The sequence below is a fragment of the Cryobacterium sp. TS_SC_7 genome, from assembly GCF_056156285.1.
This window is the reverse complement of sequence record NZ_CM149589.1, coordinates 2223929-2238981: the sequence shown is the minus strand read 5'-3', so window position 1 is coordinate 2238981 and position 15053 is coordinate 2223929. Positions and strand designations below refer to the sequence as shown.

13 protein-coding genes are annotated in these 15053 nt (G+C 64.5%); 6 read left to right on the top strand and 7 right to left on the bottom strand.

Annotation, left to right across the window (positions count from 1 at the left end):
• Position 1 precedes the first annotated feature (1 nt).
• The 6 genes from yidD (at position 2) to AC0J5J_RS10250 (ending at position 4437) form a co-directional block, all read left to right on the top strand.
• Positions 2–313: a membrane protein insertion efficiency factor YidD gene (gene yidD, locus AC0J5J_RS10275; protein ID WP_474897863.1), complete on the top strand. Its 312-nt coding sequence runs from the start codon at positions 2–4 to the stop codon at positions 311–313.
• Positions 314–320: 7 nt separating this feature from the next.
• Positions 321–1292 carry a membrane protein insertase YidC gene (yidC, locus tag AC0J5J_RS10270; protein ID WP_474897861.1) on the top strand — a complete coding sequence of 324 codons (972 nt, stop codon included), beginning with the start codon at positions 321–323 and terminating at the stop codon, positions 1290–1292.
• A 31-nt stretch (positions 1293–1323) separates the two neighbouring features.
• A complete protein-coding gene (locus AC0J5J_RS10265) occupies positions 1324–1821 on the top strand; it encodes a Jag family protein (RefSeq protein WP_474900214.1) in 498 nt (165 codons plus the stop codon).
• Between the two features lie 10 nt (positions 1822–1831).
• Complete coding sequence (gene rsmG / locus AC0J5J_RS10260; RefSeq protein WP_134424617.1) at positions 1832–2461, top strand: 16S rRNA (guanine(527)-N(7))-methyltransferase RsmG; 630 nt, start codon at positions 1832–1834, stop codon at positions 2459–2461.
• Between the two features lie 87 nt (positions 2462–2548).
• On the top strand, positions 2549–3487 hold the full coding sequence (locus tag AC0J5J_RS10255) for a ParA family protein (RefSeq protein WP_474897859.1): 939 nt from the start codon (positions 2549–2551) through the stop codon (positions 3485–3487).
• Positions 3487–4437: a ParB/RepB/Spo0J family partition protein gene (locus AC0J5J_RS10250; protein WP_474897857.1), complete on the top strand. Its 951-nt coding sequence runs from the start codon at positions 3487–3489 to the stop codon at positions 4435–4437. The genes AC0J5J_RS10255 and AC0J5J_RS10250 overlap by 1 nt, the downstream gene beginning before the upstream one ends.
• 1957 nt (positions 4438–6394) lie before the next feature.
• Here the strand turns inward: AC0J5J_RS10250 and AC0J5J_RS10245 are convergent.
• The 7 genes from AC0J5J_RS10245 to AC0J5J_RS10215 all read right to left on the bottom strand — a co-directional run bounded on the left by AC0J5J_RS10245 (position 6395) and on the right by AC0J5J_RS10215 (position 14957).
• Positions 6395–6694: a GIY-YIG nuclease family protein gene (locus tag AC0J5J_RS10245; protein ID WP_474900213.1), complete on the bottom strand. Its 300-nt coding sequence runs from the start codon at positions 6692–6694 to the stop codon at positions 6395–6397.
• A gap of 529 nt (positions 6695–7223) precedes the next feature.
• Positions 7224–8180 (bottom strand): D-alanine--D-alanine ligase family protein, encoded by a 957-nt coding sequence (locus tag AC0J5J_RS10240; RefSeq protein WP_474897856.1) that lies wholly within the window; start codon positions 8178–8180, stop codon positions 7224–7226.
• 48 nt (positions 8181–8228) lie between these two features.
• Positions 8229–9548, bottom strand: a complete 1320-nt coding sequence (locus AC0J5J_RS10235; protein ID WP_474897854.1) for an aminotransferase-like domain-containing protein — start codon at positions 9546–9548, stop codon at positions 8229–8231.
• Positions 9549–9664: 116 nt separating this feature from the next.
• A complete protein-coding gene (gene trxA, locus AC0J5J_RS10230; protein WP_134364764.1) occupies positions 9665–9988 on the bottom strand; it encodes a thioredoxin in 324 nt (107 codons plus the stop codon).
• A 42-nt stretch (positions 9989–10030) separates the two neighbouring features.
• Positions 10031–10993 carry a thioredoxin-disulfide reductase gene (gene trxB, locus AC0J5J_RS10225; RefSeq protein ID WP_134424623.1) on the bottom strand — a complete coding sequence of 321 codons (963 nt, stop codon included), beginning with the start codon at positions 10991–10993 and terminating at the stop codon, positions 10031–10033.
• A 141-nt stretch (positions 10994–11134) separates the two neighbouring features.
• A complete protein-coding gene (gene murJ, locus AC0J5J_RS10220) occupies positions 11135–12754 on the bottom strand; it encodes a murein biosynthesis integral membrane protein MurJ (protein WP_134424624.1) in 1620 nt (539 codons plus the stop codon).
• Entirely contained in the window at positions 12747–14957 is a 2211-nt protein-coding gene (locus tag AC0J5J_RS10215; RefSeq protein WP_474897852.1) for a DUF6049 family protein, read from the bottom strand. Before AC0J5J_RS10215 ends, murJ begins: the two co-directional genes overlap by 8 nt.
• Between the last annotated feature and the right edge of the window lie 96 nt (positions 14958–15053).

Sequence of the window (15053 nt, the reverse complement as noted above, 5' to 3'; positions counted from 1 at the left end):
GATGAAAAGGTTTCTGACGACGCTTCTGCTCCTCCCGCGAAATGCGGGGGTTCTCATTCTGCGTCTGTACAGGGCCGTGATTTCTCCGCTCTACGGCGATGTTTGCCGGTACTACCCCTCCTGCTCGGCGTATGCACTCGGCGCCGTTCAGGAGTACGGACTCATCGTGGGATCAGCCCGAGCCGCGCTCAGGTTGGGCCGATGTCACCCGTGGGCCGCAGGCGGGATTGATGACGTTCCCCTCAAACGGAAGCGTCGCTACACCGTGACGCCGTTTGGTTTTGTTATCGCAGCGAGCCACGGAAAGGGCTGACGCAAAGATGGACCTCCTAGGTACGATTCTCTGGCCGCTGAAGTGGGTCGTCGAGCTACTGCTCGTTGCCTTCCACTCGCTCTTCTCCTTCATGGGGATGGGTTTCAACGACGGCCTCACATGGGTGCTCTCGATCGTCGGTCTCGTGATTGTTGTACGGGCAGCCCTGATCCCCATCTTCGTGCGGCAGATCAAGAGCCAGCGAAAGATGCTGGAGGTTGCCCCACAACTCAAGAAGATCCAGGACAAGTACAAGGGCAAGAAAGACCAGTTCTCACGCGAGGCCATGTCCCGCGAGACCATGGAGCTCTACAAGCGCACCGGAACCAACCCGCTCAGTTCCTGCCTGCCTCTTCTCTTGCAGATGCCGATCTTCTTCGCCCTGTTCTCCGTACTGAACGACGCACAGCGCAGCCAGGCCGGAGTGGGTCCGCTCAACGCCGACCTCGCCAAGAGCTTCGGCAACGCCACCCTCTTCGGCGACGCGCCGCTGCATGATTCGTTCGCCTCCCAGTGGACCAAAATGGTCGCTGGTCAGGACTTCAACGCAGTCGTCATGTGGATCGCGGCCGTCATGGTAGTTCTGATGACTGCCTCGCAATTCATCACCCAGCTGCAGATCGTCTCCAAGAACATGTCACCGGAGACCAAGGCCAGCCCCATGTTCAAGCAGCAGCGCATCATGCTGTATCTGCTGCCTCTCGTTTTCGCCTTCTCGGGCGTCGCCTTCCCCCTCGGTGTCATGTTCTACTGGCTCACGTCCAACATCTGGACCATGATCCAGCAGTTCCTGGTCATCCGGAACATGCCCACGCCCGGTAGTGAGGCAGCCAAGGCGCGCGAAGAGCGTCTGGCACGCAAGGGTAAACTCATCGCCACGGATGGTGACGTGATCGTGGTTGAAGAGCCAAAGAAACCCCAGCGTCAGCAGCCGATCGCCAAGAATCGTGCCAAGAAGCAAACCGGCCCCAAAAAATAAGAAGAGACCCAACGTGACTGAGAACACTGATGTGATCGCCGCGCCTGGACCGGCGGACGAGTCCCCCACGCTCGACCAGCTCGAGCAGGAGGGGGATATCGCCGCAGACTACATCGAGGAGTTCCTCGACATCTGCGATCTCGATGGGGACATCGACATCGATGCCCGCAACGGTCGGGCGTACCTGTCGGTCAACTCCTCGGACGTCGCGAACCTCCGGTTGCTCTCCAAGCCAGAGACGGTCAACGCCTTGCAGGAGCTGACTCGCCTGGCCGTGCAGAACAAGACCGGATCCTTCTCCCGGCTGATCCTCGATATCGGCGGATCCCGAGACGCCCGGCAGTCTGAGCTGGCCTCTCTGGTTGCACGGGCCGTTGAGCGTATCCAGGCCGGCGCCGCCGAGGCTTCCCTGCCGGCCATGTCGTCCTACGAGCGCAAGCTTGTGCACGACCTGGTCTCCGAAGCCGGTTTCGTGTCGGAATCCAAGGGCGAGGGCCGGGACCGCCACACGGTTATCTCCCCGGCGTAGCTCTCGCGCCGTGACTGACATTCTTGAGGTTGAACCTGCCGCGGCTGTGGCTCTCTTCGGAGACCGAATCGAGGTGGCGCGCGCATTCGTGCGCAACCTGGCCGCACAGGGTGAGGAACTCGGTCTGATCGGGCCACTTGAGTTACCCCGGCTATGGAGTCGACATATCCTCAACTGTGCGATCGTCGCTCCACTCCTGCGTCCCGGCCTGGTCGGCGACGTGGGTTCCGGGGCCGGTCTGCCGGGCCTGGTCCTTGCGATCGCCCGCCCAGATGTGACCTTTGTGCTGATCGAGCCGATGGAACGCCGGGTTGCCTGGCTCACGAGTCAGGTCACCGCACTGGGTCTGACCAATGCCACCGTGCTGCGGGCCCGCGCGGAAGACGTGCGTCTGCCGCAACGCCTCGACCAGGTCACTGCACGGGCCGTGAGCGCCTTCCGCACCCTGATCCCACTGACCGCCCCCCTTGTGAAACCCGGGGGCCAACTGGTGTTGATGAAGGGCGCGGGGGCACCGGCAGAGATTGAAGCCGCAGCGAAGGCCATCCGCAAGTTCCGTCTGAGCAATGTCGAGGTGATCACGCTCGGTGACGGTGTGCTGCAGGACGTGACCCGGGTCATAAGGGCTACAGTGGATTAGTCCCCGGTGTCGGCTTTCTGTCAGTGGTGAGACACAACCGGAGCCCCTGCGGGATGGCTCATCAATCGTCGAACGCGAAGGTTTCACGTGAAACAACCTGGCGAAGACCAGCAATTGAGCAAGACGGCAACGGGGTTTGACGATACGACTCCGCTCGCCCGGGAGATTTCGGACCTGACCCGGCGCCGGCAGCGGATCGCGGCGGATCAGCTGCCGAAGCCGGAGAAGACGCGTGTTATCACCATCTCGAACCAGAAGGGTGGTGTCGGTAAGACCACCACGGCGGTCAACCTCGCCGCGGCGCTGGCCCGCCAGGGCGCCCGCGTCCTGGTGATCGACCTCGACCCGCAAGGCAACGCCTCCACGGCGTTGGGTGTCGAGCATCGTGCGGAGACGCCGAGCGTCTACGACGTGATCGTCAACGATCTTGAGATGGCCACGGTTGTACAGAACAGCCCCGAGTTCGGGTCGCTGTTCTGCGTGCCGGCGACCATTCACCTCGCGGGTGCTGAGATCGAGCTGGTGTCGCTCGTGGCGCGCGAACAGAGGCTGAATCGCGCCCTCGAATTTCACCTGAAGACGATGGACGATCCGTACGACTACGTATTCATCGACTGCCCACCGTCTCTCGGCCTTCTCACGATCAACGCGTTCGTCGCGGCGCGCGAGGTGCTGATTCCGATCCAGTGTGAGTACTACGCCCTCGAGGGTTTGAGTCAACTGCTCAAGAATATCGAGTTGATCGAGAAGCACCTGAACCCGGAACTCGCCGTTTCCACGATCCTGCTCACGATGTACGACAGCCGCACCAACCTGGCCAACCATGTGGCTCAGGATGTGCGCGAGCACTTCCCGAAGCAGGTCCTGAATACCTTGATTCCCCGGTCTGTGCGCGTTTCTGAGGCGCCGAGCTATGGCCAGAGCGTCATCAGTTACGACCTCAACTCCGCAGGATCGCTCTCCTACCTCGAAGCAGCGGCAGAAATCGCCCGTCGGGGCGCCCCTCAGACAGGAGTCGTACTCTAATGGCAAAACGGACTGGGCTCGGCCGTGGGATCGGCGCACTGATCCCCATCCAGGATGACCCGACACAGGCGCGCCCCGTCGACGTCTTCTTCCCCTATTCCGACGCGGTCAAGCCAAATGAGAACGTCGGCCTGCTGCCCGTTCCCGGGGCCCGCCTGGCGCATCTGAATCCGAACGATATCGTTCCGAACCACGTGCAACCGCGAAATGTCTTCGACGAAACAGATCTGGCCGAGCTGGTGCGCAGCATCAGGGAAGTCGGCGTCCTGCAGCCGATCGTGGTTCGGTCCATCGTTGAGCAACCGGGCAAGTACGAACTCGTCATGGGGGAGCGGCGCCTGCGCGCCACCAAGGAGGCGGGTCTCGCCACCATTCCCGCCATCATCCGCGAAACGGCGGATGTCGACATGTTGCGGGATGCGCTGCTGGAGAACCTGCACCGAGCACAGTTGAATCCCCTGGAAGAGGCCTCGGCATATCAGCAGCTTCTCGCGGACTTCGGTATCACCCAGGAGGAGTTGGCGCTCAAAATCGGACGCTCGCGTCCGCAGATCACGAATACCATTCGTCTGCTCAAGCTTCCGGAGTCCGTTCAGCTTCGTGTCGCGGCCGGCGTTCTTTCGGCAGGTCACGCTCGCGCCATCCTGTCGGTCGCCGACCCGGTCGGCATGTTGAAGCTCGCGGACAAGATCGTCAACGAAGACCTATCCGTGCGGGCAGCGGAGGCCGCTGCGGCGACCACACCGCGGATTGCGCCGGTCAAACCGATCGGCGGGCGCCGACAGGGTCACCTCGATGAGATCGCCGAGCACCTCGGGGATCGCCTCGACACTCGCGTCAAGATTCATCTGGGTGCACGAAAAGGCCAGATCACGGTTGATTTCGCCACCATTGGCGACCTCAATCGTATTCTCGGCGTGATCGGCGAGCCCGGCTTCGGAGCCAGCTAGCCCGACTCCGCCACACCCGTGTCCTCGGACCGGGGGAGGCCCGTAGGTGCTCGACCCTGTCGGTGGTCGAGCCTGTCGAGACCCTGAGTCCCTCGGTGGTCGAGCCTGTCGAGACCCTGAGTCCCTCGGTGGTCGAGCTTGTCGAGACCCTGAGTCCCTCGGTGGTCGAGCTTGTCGAGACCCTGAGTCCCTCGGTGGTCGAGCTTGTCGAGACCCTCTGTCCCTCGGTGGTCGAGCCTGTCGAGACCCTCTGTCCCGTGTGTGGTCTACCCCGTCGCTGGTCGAGCCGGTCAAGATTCGTTCGCTTGTTTCACGTGAAACATCAATTCTGTGTCCTCGCGAGATCGGTCGCACTGCTCGGTGGTCGAGCCTGTCGAGACCCGCGGAGTGAACCGCCAGGGTCTCCCGGTGTGATTCTTCGAGTATTCACAGCGGCGTCGATTCAGAAGCCTTTCCATGTGAGGCCAGAAATGCACGCAAAACGGAATATTTCGCGTCACCAGGAAGCATCCTAAGCGTCGTTGAAGCACTTCGAATTTTCGGAAATCACCTCTGCGAGGCGCAAATTTGATCCATTTCGGGTTCACGAGGGCACGACTGTCCACATCGATTGTTCAGTGTGGTGTGGCTTGGAGGCAGATTTGTCGGTGACGAGGTCTCGACAAGCTCGACCCCCGAAACGCAATGACTTCCAAAAAACCGGTGGTCGAGCCTGTCGAGACCCTGCTAGGTACGCCGAGCGGTGATCCCGGCGGTGGTCGAGCGTGTCGAGCCCCTGCAAGGTACGTCGTGCGGTGATCCCGGCGGTGGTCGAGCCTGTCGAGACCGAAGCTGTCGCACCAGTTGCGGTCTCACACCGCGACGTGGCCTCCGACCCGCAATTGGCCACTGTCCCTGCGCAACCGAGACGCACGAGTTCAGTGCATGTTTCACGTGAAACCTTGTCGCGTCGGTGCATGCTGCTTCAAGAGCATCCACTCACCCAGTGCTGCTCATCGCGGGAGAAGGATTCCCGTCCGCTCACCGAGCGAAGACGACTTGGACCAGCCCCCGGGTGCATTCGGTCGAGTCTCATAAGGGTGGGTTGTCGTTCGTGGCCCTTATGCCCGCGCTCGTGGAGAGAGGTAGTGCACGCGTCGCGTGAGGTAGGTACCCGGACTCTCCGGAAGTGAGGATCCGGGCCTGATCTAGTAGCTGTCTCAAGTGAACAGGTAGTTCTGCTCGCTAGCGGGCAACGACTGGAATTGACGGGGACGACTGGCGACCTGGGGCGACGTGGGTGTGTTTCACGTGAAACATGAGAGTTCAAGGGGCCGAGGAGTCGGAATTGTCTTCCAGAGCGGACCCACTGAGTGCTCGTTTCGTTTCAAACCGATGATTGCAATGCTTCCGGACGTCGCTAATTCTGCCCTGTTTCCTTGTAGCGCGCAGTGTGTTGAATGTCAACCGGGGTGGATCCTGGATGCGTGGCGGGCGGGCGGGAGCAGGTCAGGTCGGTCGATTTCAGACCTGAAGCCCGTTCTCTACTGCTCACAGTGCACAGATCGTGCGAAGTTCCTGCGGTCAAACCGTGTCGGGTGGTAGGCCGGCGGATCCGTAGACCTCTACGGACGTTTGGTCTCCGATGCCGTCCGCGATCGGGGGGCTCTGGTGGAGTCCAACGGCCATCCGTCATGGTGGCGATAGGCAGGTGAATGCCCACGTGGATCATGATCTCGAGGGTGAGCCAGGTGGTGAGTGTCAACACAATGGCTGTGACGCGATACCGAGCAATATGACCACAGTGGTGGAACGGTGCGGACTGCGGTGCGCCGAGTGTTTCACGTGAAACGGTCGAGTGTGCGGTTGTAGGTCGGCTTGACGGACACTGCGTCGGGGAGTAGCTGCGCCTGTGCACGTGAATTGTCGATTGATCCGGCTCAAGGGTCGTGTGGAGGCGTTTATACCGGTCAGGCGTTCAGTCGACAGTCTCAACGCCGCTGCTGCCCAGCCGTGCCGTGCGGCTCAGTGTGGGGAGTTCATCAGCGCGACCTTCGATGAGAGCCCTGCGCTTTCGACGGCTCCATCCCTGAACCTGCTTCTCGCGCGCGAACGCATCCTTGATCATGTAGTACTCCTCAAGATATCGGAGCTCCACCGGGCAGCGTGTACGGGTGTAGCCAGCGCCCTCGCCAGCGTTGTGCTGTGATAATCGACGTTCGATGTTCCACGTGCTACCGACGTAGTAGGAGCCGTCTGAGCACTCGAGGATGTACATATATGGCATGGGGACCATCTTGGCTGCGACGGTGGGGAGATGCGGGCGGGCTGCGGGTGTGGGACAACATGGCGGAGTGTTGGCGTGGGGGAGGAGATGTGGAGCGGCTGTCGAAGCGTGATGGTCCCAATGGTCCCACCCGTGGAGCCGACTCAGAGGTGAGCGGTTGTGTGGGGTGAGGCTTCGACAAGCGCGACTGGGGCGAGCGGGGAGGGGTCTCGACAAGCTCGACCACCGTGGCGTGCGGTCTGGTGGGTGGGTCTCGACAAGCTCGACCACCGTGGGTGCTCGACCGGCGTGAGTGCTCGAGCCGCGTGGGGGTGGCGTGGCCGGCGTCAGAGGGAGGGGGTCTCGACAAGCTCGACCACCGTGGGTGCGAGACCACCGTGGGTGCGAGACCACCGTGGGTGCGAGACCACCGTGGGTGCGAGACCACCGTGGGGGCGACTGGGGGACGAGTCTCGACAGGCTCGACCACCGGGGCAGCGGGGTGCGTGTTTCACGTGAAACACGGCGGATTGGGGGAGTTTTAAGCGTCGGCGATGGCCGCGCGGGCGAGCGCGTCGTAGACGGCGCCGAGGGACTGCCCGGAGGCTTCGATGCACTGGGGGACCAGGGATGTCTCAGTCAAACCGGGGAGGACATTCGCCTCCAGGAACCACGGCACTCCGTCCGCGTCCACGATCAGGTCGATGCGGGAGATGTGCCGGAGACCGAGCAGGGTGTGAATGGCGATCGCGGTCTCCGCCACCAGGTCGGCGATCTGGTCGTGAATACGAGCCGGAGTGTAGAACAAGGTCTCTCCGGCGTTGTACCGAGCCTCGAAGCTGTACACACCGTCGATGGGGACGATTTCCACGGCGGGGAGGGCGACGGGGCCGTCGCCGATGTCAATCACGGTCACAGCGAGCTCAGTGCCCTCGACCTTCTCTTCAACGAGCGCGACGGTGGCGTAGGTATAGGCATCGACCATGGCCCGGGGCAGCCCGGCGGCGGTGTCGATGATACTGACTCCCTGGGCCGAGCCGCCTTCGGCGGGCTTCACCACAAGCGGCGTGGGTAGTGCGGTGAGCAGGTGCTCCAGAACACTCGCGGCACCGAGATCGCGGAATGTCTCGGTGGACAGGGCGATCGAGTCCGGGGTCGAATACCCGGCCCGGCGCACGAGCTCCTTGGCGATGGGCTTGGACCAGGCCAGACGTGCGGGGCCGCCGCGTGAACCTACGTGGGGGATCCCCGTGGTCTCGAGGAGGGCCAGGAGGGCTCCGTCCTCGCCGGTCGCCCCGTGCACGACCGGCCAGACCACGTCAGGCTTGCGCCTGGTCAGGTCGGCGAGCAGACCGGCCTGGGGATCGAGCAGGGTGACGGTGTGACCGAGGCCCGTCAAGGCATCCGCGACCCGTCGTCCCGATCGAAGCGACACGTCTCGCTCATGCGAGATCCCACCGGCGAGAACAACAATATCAAGGGGTGAAAAATCGCTCATGATCAGGGTTTTCCTTGCTCTGGCTGAAATGGGACCGGGGGAGGTGAACTAGGAGACGTCCGGCGGAGGTGACGTGAAGCGGCCGTCTTCGTACGGCGGGTTCAGGGAACCGGTGCCGGCGAAGGTCTCAAGCAGGTCAAGCTCATCGCGGAGAACGGTCGCAAGGCGGCGTACGCCGAGACGGATGTGATCCGGCGTCGGGTAACAGAAGGAGAGGCGCATGTTGCGCCGCCCGTCCCCGTTGGCGAAGAATGCCGTGCCCGGCGTGTATGCCACGAGCTCCTTGACCGCCCGCGGCAGCATGGCCTTCGAGTCGAGCCCATCGGGAAGGGTCACCCAGACGTAGAACCCGCCGTTGGGGTTGGTCCAGGTGAGATCGGGCAGGTACTCCTCGAGGGCATCCAACAGTGCGGTCTTGCGCTCGTGGTAAACGCCGCGGAACGTGTTGATCTGCCCCTTCCAGTCGGCTGTCGCGAGGTACTCCGAAATGACCAGTTGGCTGAACGAGCTGGGGGAGAGCACTGCGGCCTCGTTAGCCAGCACCAGCTTCTCCCGGATGGCGTGCGGGGCCAACGCCCACCCCACCCGGAAACCGGGAGCGAGGGTCTTGGAGAACGTGCCGAGGTAGACGACGCCGTCCTCTTCGACCGAACGCATCGCATCCGGTGCCGGCTGGTCGAAATAGAGCAGCCCGTACGGGTTGTCCTCCAGCACCAGAATGTCGTTGGCCCGGGCGATCTCAAGGATTTCGAGGCGCCGGGCCCAGCTGAGCGTCACGCCCGCCGGGTTGTGGAAGTTGGGGATCGTGTAGAGGAACTTGATGGTCTTGCCGGCGGTTTTCAGGCGCTGGATGTGCTGCCGAAGCGCCTCGGGGATCAGACCGTGCTCGTCCATTGGCACGTGGTCCACCTCGGCCTGGTACGACTTGAAGATGACCATGGCGGTCACATAGCTGGGGCCCTCCGAGAGCACCACGTCACCGGGATCGAGAAAGAGCTTGCTGACCAGTTCCAGCGCATGCTGCGACCCGGTCGTCACGACAACGTCATCGGCGTGCGCACGGATGCCCTCCAGCGCCATGACCTCGAGAATCTGCTCTCTCAAGACGGGGACCCCCTGGCCGGAGCCGTACTGCAGGGCGACGGGGCCCTGCTGGCGCATGACACGGTCCATGGCGCTGATGACCAGGTCGGGTGGCAGAGCAGCGACGAACGGCATGCCGCCGGCCAGGGAAACGACTTCGGGGCGGGAAGCCACCGCGAAGAGGGCCCTGACCTCGGAGGCGCGCAACCCCGCGGCTCGCTCGGCGTAGTGGTGGTACCAGGGGTCGAGGTTGTTGCCGGTCTGGGGAGAGCGCTGTGCGGTCACGTCACGTCCGATCTGGTGAGGCTTCAATCGTATGGGGTTGCCACCACTCGGCCCGAATCCCAAAAGACCCGCCCGGCGAGTGCCGGGCGGGTCAGGGTCTCTGCGGAGAGAGGTGGTCAGGCCAGGTAGGCGGCCAGATCCTTCTCGAGCGCAACCTTGGGCTTGGCGCCGATGACGGTCTTGACGACCTCGCCCTTCTGGAACACCTTCATCGCGGGGATGGAGGTGATCTGGTACTTGGCGGCCAGCGCCGGGAAGTCGTCGACGTTCAGCTTGACGATGTCGAGCTTGTCAGCGTTCTCGGTGGCGATCTGATCGAGGATCGGGCTGACGGCGCGGCACGGGCCACACCACTCCGCCCAGAAGTCCACCAGAACGGTCTTCTCGTTGTTGATGACTTCCTGGTCGAAGGTGGCGTCGGTGACAGCGCGTGCAGACATGTGGTTGCTCCTTGATTGTGTGATGGGCGAGTTCGGTGAGGTTTACGCGAGTGCGGGTTCGCCGGCGCTGGCCAGCAGTTCCTCGGGCAGCGAGGCCAGGTAGTGCTCCGCGTCGAGGGCGGCGACGGTTCCGGATGCCGCGGCGGTCACGGCCTGACGGTACGTCGGGTCGATCACGTCGCCTGCCGCGAACACACCGGTCTGGCTGGTCTTCGAGCTGCGACCGGCGACGGCGATGGTGCCCTCGGGGGTGAGGTCGAGCTGGTTGTGCACGAGGTGCGTGCGCGGGTCGTTGCCGATCGCCACGAAGATACCGCCGAGGGGGAGCGAGGTCTCGGCGCCGGTGACGGTGTGGCGCAGGACCAGGCCGTCCACGGCATCCGTGCCCGTGATGCCGACCACCTCGGAGTTCCAGACGAATTCGATCTTCGGGTTGGCGAAGGCGCGCTCCTGCATGATCTTGGAGGCCCGCAGGGTGTCCTTGCGGTGCACGATGTAGACCTTGCTCGCGAAGCGGGTGAGGAACGTGGCCTCCTCCATGGCGGAGTCGCCGCCACCGATCACGGCAATGGTCTTCTCCTTGAAGAAGAAGCCGTCGCAGGTGGCACACCAGGACACGCCGCGGCCGGACAGGCGCTCTTCGTCCTCGAGGCCGAGCTTGCGGTAGGCGGAACCGGTGGCGAAGATCACGGCAAGGGCTTCGTGCGTCTCGCCGCTGCCGAGGGTGACGGTCTTCGTGTCGCCGGTGAGGTCGAGCTCGGTGACGTCGTCGTAGAGAACCTCAGTGCCGAACCGCTCGGCCTGCTCCTGCATCTTGGCCATCAACTCGGGGCCCTGGATACCCTCGGCGAAGCCCGGGTAGTTCTCCACCTCGGTCGTGTTCATCAATTCGCCGCCGGCTTCGACCGAACTGGCGATCAGAAGCGGCTTCAGGTTCGCGCGGGCGGCGTAGATCGCGGCCGTGAAACCGGCCGGTCCGGAGCCGATGATGATGATCTGACGCACGCGTAGACTCCTTCGAGTTGTAGGGGGAAGCGATCTCAATTGCCTCGCTGCCGGATACAACACATCCTAATCGGATGCTATTCCGAGGCTCCTGAGCGCCGGTCACCCGGCCGGCCGTCGACCGATCGGTCGTGCAGTGGATCAGCGGCGACGGATGCGGTCGACCAGCGGGTCGACGAAGCCCCGAAGCTCGCTGGTGCGCATGAGCAGCAGCAGCCCGAAGTAGACGGCGGACATGACCAGTCCGATCACGATCATGGACACGACGGCCGCGAGCTTCCCGGAAAGGGCGAACCCGGCTTCCTCGGTGCCCCCGAGCAGGAGCAGGAGCAGGAGACCGGCCAGGATTGCGGGCACGGCGGCCACCGCGTACTTGACGAGGCTGCGCAGGATGCGCCGCCCGTCGAGGCCGCCCAGACGCCCGCGGAGCAGCCAGGCGGCCAGCACAGCCTGGGCCACGCCGGAGACGGTGACCGTGAGGGCGACGCCGGCGGCGATCCAGGCGCTGGGCAGGAGCGCACAGGCGAGCACGCCGATGATGACCAGGGTCACCTGGAACAGGGTGAAGAAGAACGGCGTCCGGGTATCGCCGAGAGCGTAGAAGGTGCGCTGCACGACGAACAGGATGCAGAACGCGACCAGGCCGAGGACGTAGGCGATGATGACGTTTCCGATGCTCTGCACCTGGTCGTACGGGGAGACGAAGACCCGTGCGAACGGATAGGCGCAGACGGCGATGACGGCGGAGGCGAGCATGATGATCAGGGTGGTTCCCCGGATGGCGGAGGAGGCATCCGTTCTCACCAGGTCCACCTTGCCCACCGAGGCGTGCTCGCTCATGCGGGTGAAGTAGGCGGTGGCGACCGAGACCGTGATCACCGAATGCGGGAGCATGAAGATGAGCCAGGCGGTGTTGAGCGCCGCGACCGAAGCGTCGGAGTCGCCGGCGAGAGTCACCACCCGGGTCTCAACGATCCCGGCCAGGGTGGTCAGAAGAAGCATCCCGAAGGTCCAGCTCGCCATGCGGCCGGCCACGCCGAGACCGACGCCGCGGAATCGGAAGTCGAGCCGGAAGCGCAGGCCGATGCGGTGCCAGAAGTAGAACAGCACGACCGCCTGGAGCACGACCCCGAGTGTGGCACTCCCGGCCAGGACCGCGATCATGGCGGGCGTGAACTCGGTGGCCAGTCGGGCACCGTTCGGGTCGGCCCCGTAGAGCGCGGAGAAGATGACCAGACCGGCGATGGCCACGACGTTGTTGAGCACGGGAACCCAGGTGAACGGGCCGAATGACTTGCGAGCGTTGAGCACCTCACCCAGGACCGTGTAAAGGCCGTAGAAGAAGATCTGCGGCAGGCACCAGAAGGCGAACGCCGTTGCCAGAGCCAACGATTCCGGCTTCATGTTCGACCCGTAGAGCAGCGTCAGCACGGGAGCGAGGGCGGTGGCTGCGATGGTCGTCGCGGCGAGGATGACCAGGGCCAGCGTGAGGAGTTTGTTGATATAGGCCGTGCCGCCGTCGTCGTGCAGGCTGGCACGCACGATCTGGGGCACCAGGACGGCCGTCAGGACCCCGCCGGCCACGATGACATAGATGGTGTTGGGGAGCTGGTTCGCGACGGCGAAGGCGTTGGTGCTCTGGCCGACCTGGCCGATCACCCCGGCCAGCACGATCAGTTTCACAAAGCCGAGGATGCGGGAAACGATCGTTCCGGAGGCGAGGAACGCGCTCGCCCGGCCGATGCTGTCGGTCTTAGGCACGGGACTCCGTCGGTGATGCAGTGTCGGTGGGCTCGAGGTTGGCGAGTTCCCGGCGTCGTCGCAGAATGTTGCGCCACACGCCGAAGCCGAAGAACAAGACCACGAATGCCGCGAACAGCAGGGCTCCGAGACCCTCCCAATCCGCGCGCACGTTGATCGGAATCAGGGATGCGTCCTGGATGACTGATCCCGTCGGGGTCAGCAGAGTCACGCGCAGGGTGACGGCGCCGTTGCCCACGGCCGCCGTCACGGGGATGGTCACGGTGCGCGCGGACTGCGCTTCGATGGTGGATTCGACGGCGTCGCCGACCAGTAGTCGTCCGTTGGACGGAACGACCTGCACCATGACGGTCACGGCCTGGTTCAGGGCATTGTCCAGGGTCACGGGGATGTCCACCTGGCTGCCCACCACGTTGATCGGCCCCTTGGTCGCCACCGTGATGGAGCCCAGGAGCTCCGAGGACGCCGCGAGACTGGTGCCGACGGCATCCGACCAGGTCTTGTCGTGCGCGGCCCAGGCGTTGGACAGGAGGGCCATCAGGTCGAGGCGCTGGGTCCCGGTGACGAACACCGGGTTGGACAGCGCCGCGGAGAAGGCGAGAACGTCGGCCTCCCGCTCGAGGAGTCGGGTGGCCTGGTCCACACGGTTTGCGGGTTCGGCCAGGCTGTCGAAGGTGACCTCGTCGGCGGGGGCGGATGCCCGCACCTGCGGCAGGGTGGACGGCGCGTACCAGAGGAGGGTGGACAGAGCATCGATGGTCTGGTCGAGTCGGTTGGCGTTCGGCGGCCAGCCACGATCGAAGGTGGCCAGGAGGGTGCGGGCCGTTCCGGGCCGCTCCGCGGAGACCACCGCCAGCTGCGAGCTGAACTCCGCCATGGCCTTGCGCCACGCGTCATCCGTGGTCGCCATCGCTGCGGCGCGCAGTGCGTCGGCGATGTCGTCGTCGATCACCAGGCCCTGACCATTGCCGGTGCCGAGATCCACGGCGGAGTCGGGGGTGAAGTCGCTGGCGGCCCCCGAGGCGTTCGCACCGCCCAGGATGGTGGTGGTGAGGCCGCCGGCCGTGAACACGTCAAGGTCGCTTGCGGCCACGTCGCCCTCGGCGGGCCAGCCGATGTCGGTGGCGCTGTATTCCCAGGCGAGCAACTCCTCCATGGTCGGCGGCGTGCCGTCGACCGGAGGTGCCGGCTGTTCCGTGGAGGCGGGCGAGTCCGTGGCCGCGTCCGCGGGCGTCTCAGCCGGTTGGGGGGCGTCAGTGGACTCAGTGGGCGGCAGGTTCTGGTCCGTCGCGGTGAACAGCGCGGGGTCGATGGCCTGGTCGAAGGAGGTCGGCGTGAGAAGTGTTGCCGCGCCGGCCTGGGCCTGCAGGGACAGATCCGCATCCGCATAGCTGAGAGGGAATATATCGTTCGGCGCCTGGTCGAGCCGGTCCAGCCACGCGATCGCGCTGGGCGGCGCGGCGGAGCCGAGAATACGGATGGAAACGATGATCATCGGGTCGATCGCGATCGTGACCGGTTTCCCGGCGACGCCGTCGAGCTGGCGGCTGAGCACGCCGGACGGCGAGGTGTAGGTCTCGAGCGCGTTCGAGGTGATCAGTCCGGTGGACTGAGCGGGAACGGTGATCGGCATGATCACCGCCAGATTGACCGGTGTGACCTCCTCATCCGAATACCAGACGAAGGTGCCGCGGCCCTCGGCGCGGACAGTGTCGCCGGTGGTGAGGGTGGCGGCGATGCCGCGGGCACCCCAGGCGTTGCCGCTGGTGAGGCCGACGGAATCCGCCGGCACGGTCAGCGTGAAACTCTCGACGCTGTCCGGCTGGATGGACGCCGTCACCGGCCGGCTCAGCATGAGGTCGCCGGATGTGACCGACGACTCCGGGCTCAGCCAGGAGTTGAGGGCGGTGCGGCTGATGAGCGCGCGCTCCGCGAGGTAGAGGTCGATGGTTCCCGGAGCGATGGTGTCGGGCGTCGCATTGTCGATCGTGACGGTGACCGTGAGGTCCTGGTCGGCCTTCAGCGGCTGCATCGTGGTGGGTGCCACCGTGATACTGACCTCGTTGGCCGACGTGGCTGCGGCGACCTGCGCGGTTTGCGCGGACTGCGCGGCCGGTGCAGGCATCTCGGCGGATGCGGGCAGGCCGATCGCGAGCGGGAGCACCCCTGCCAGCAGGCCGGCCAGAACGACGCCCAACGGCATCCGTGGGCGTCCCCGGAGGCCCCGCCTCGATCCGGGGAGCGCGGGCCGATGCTGAGGTACAGACACGGCCACCATGTAGGGGATTCTACGGCTTAC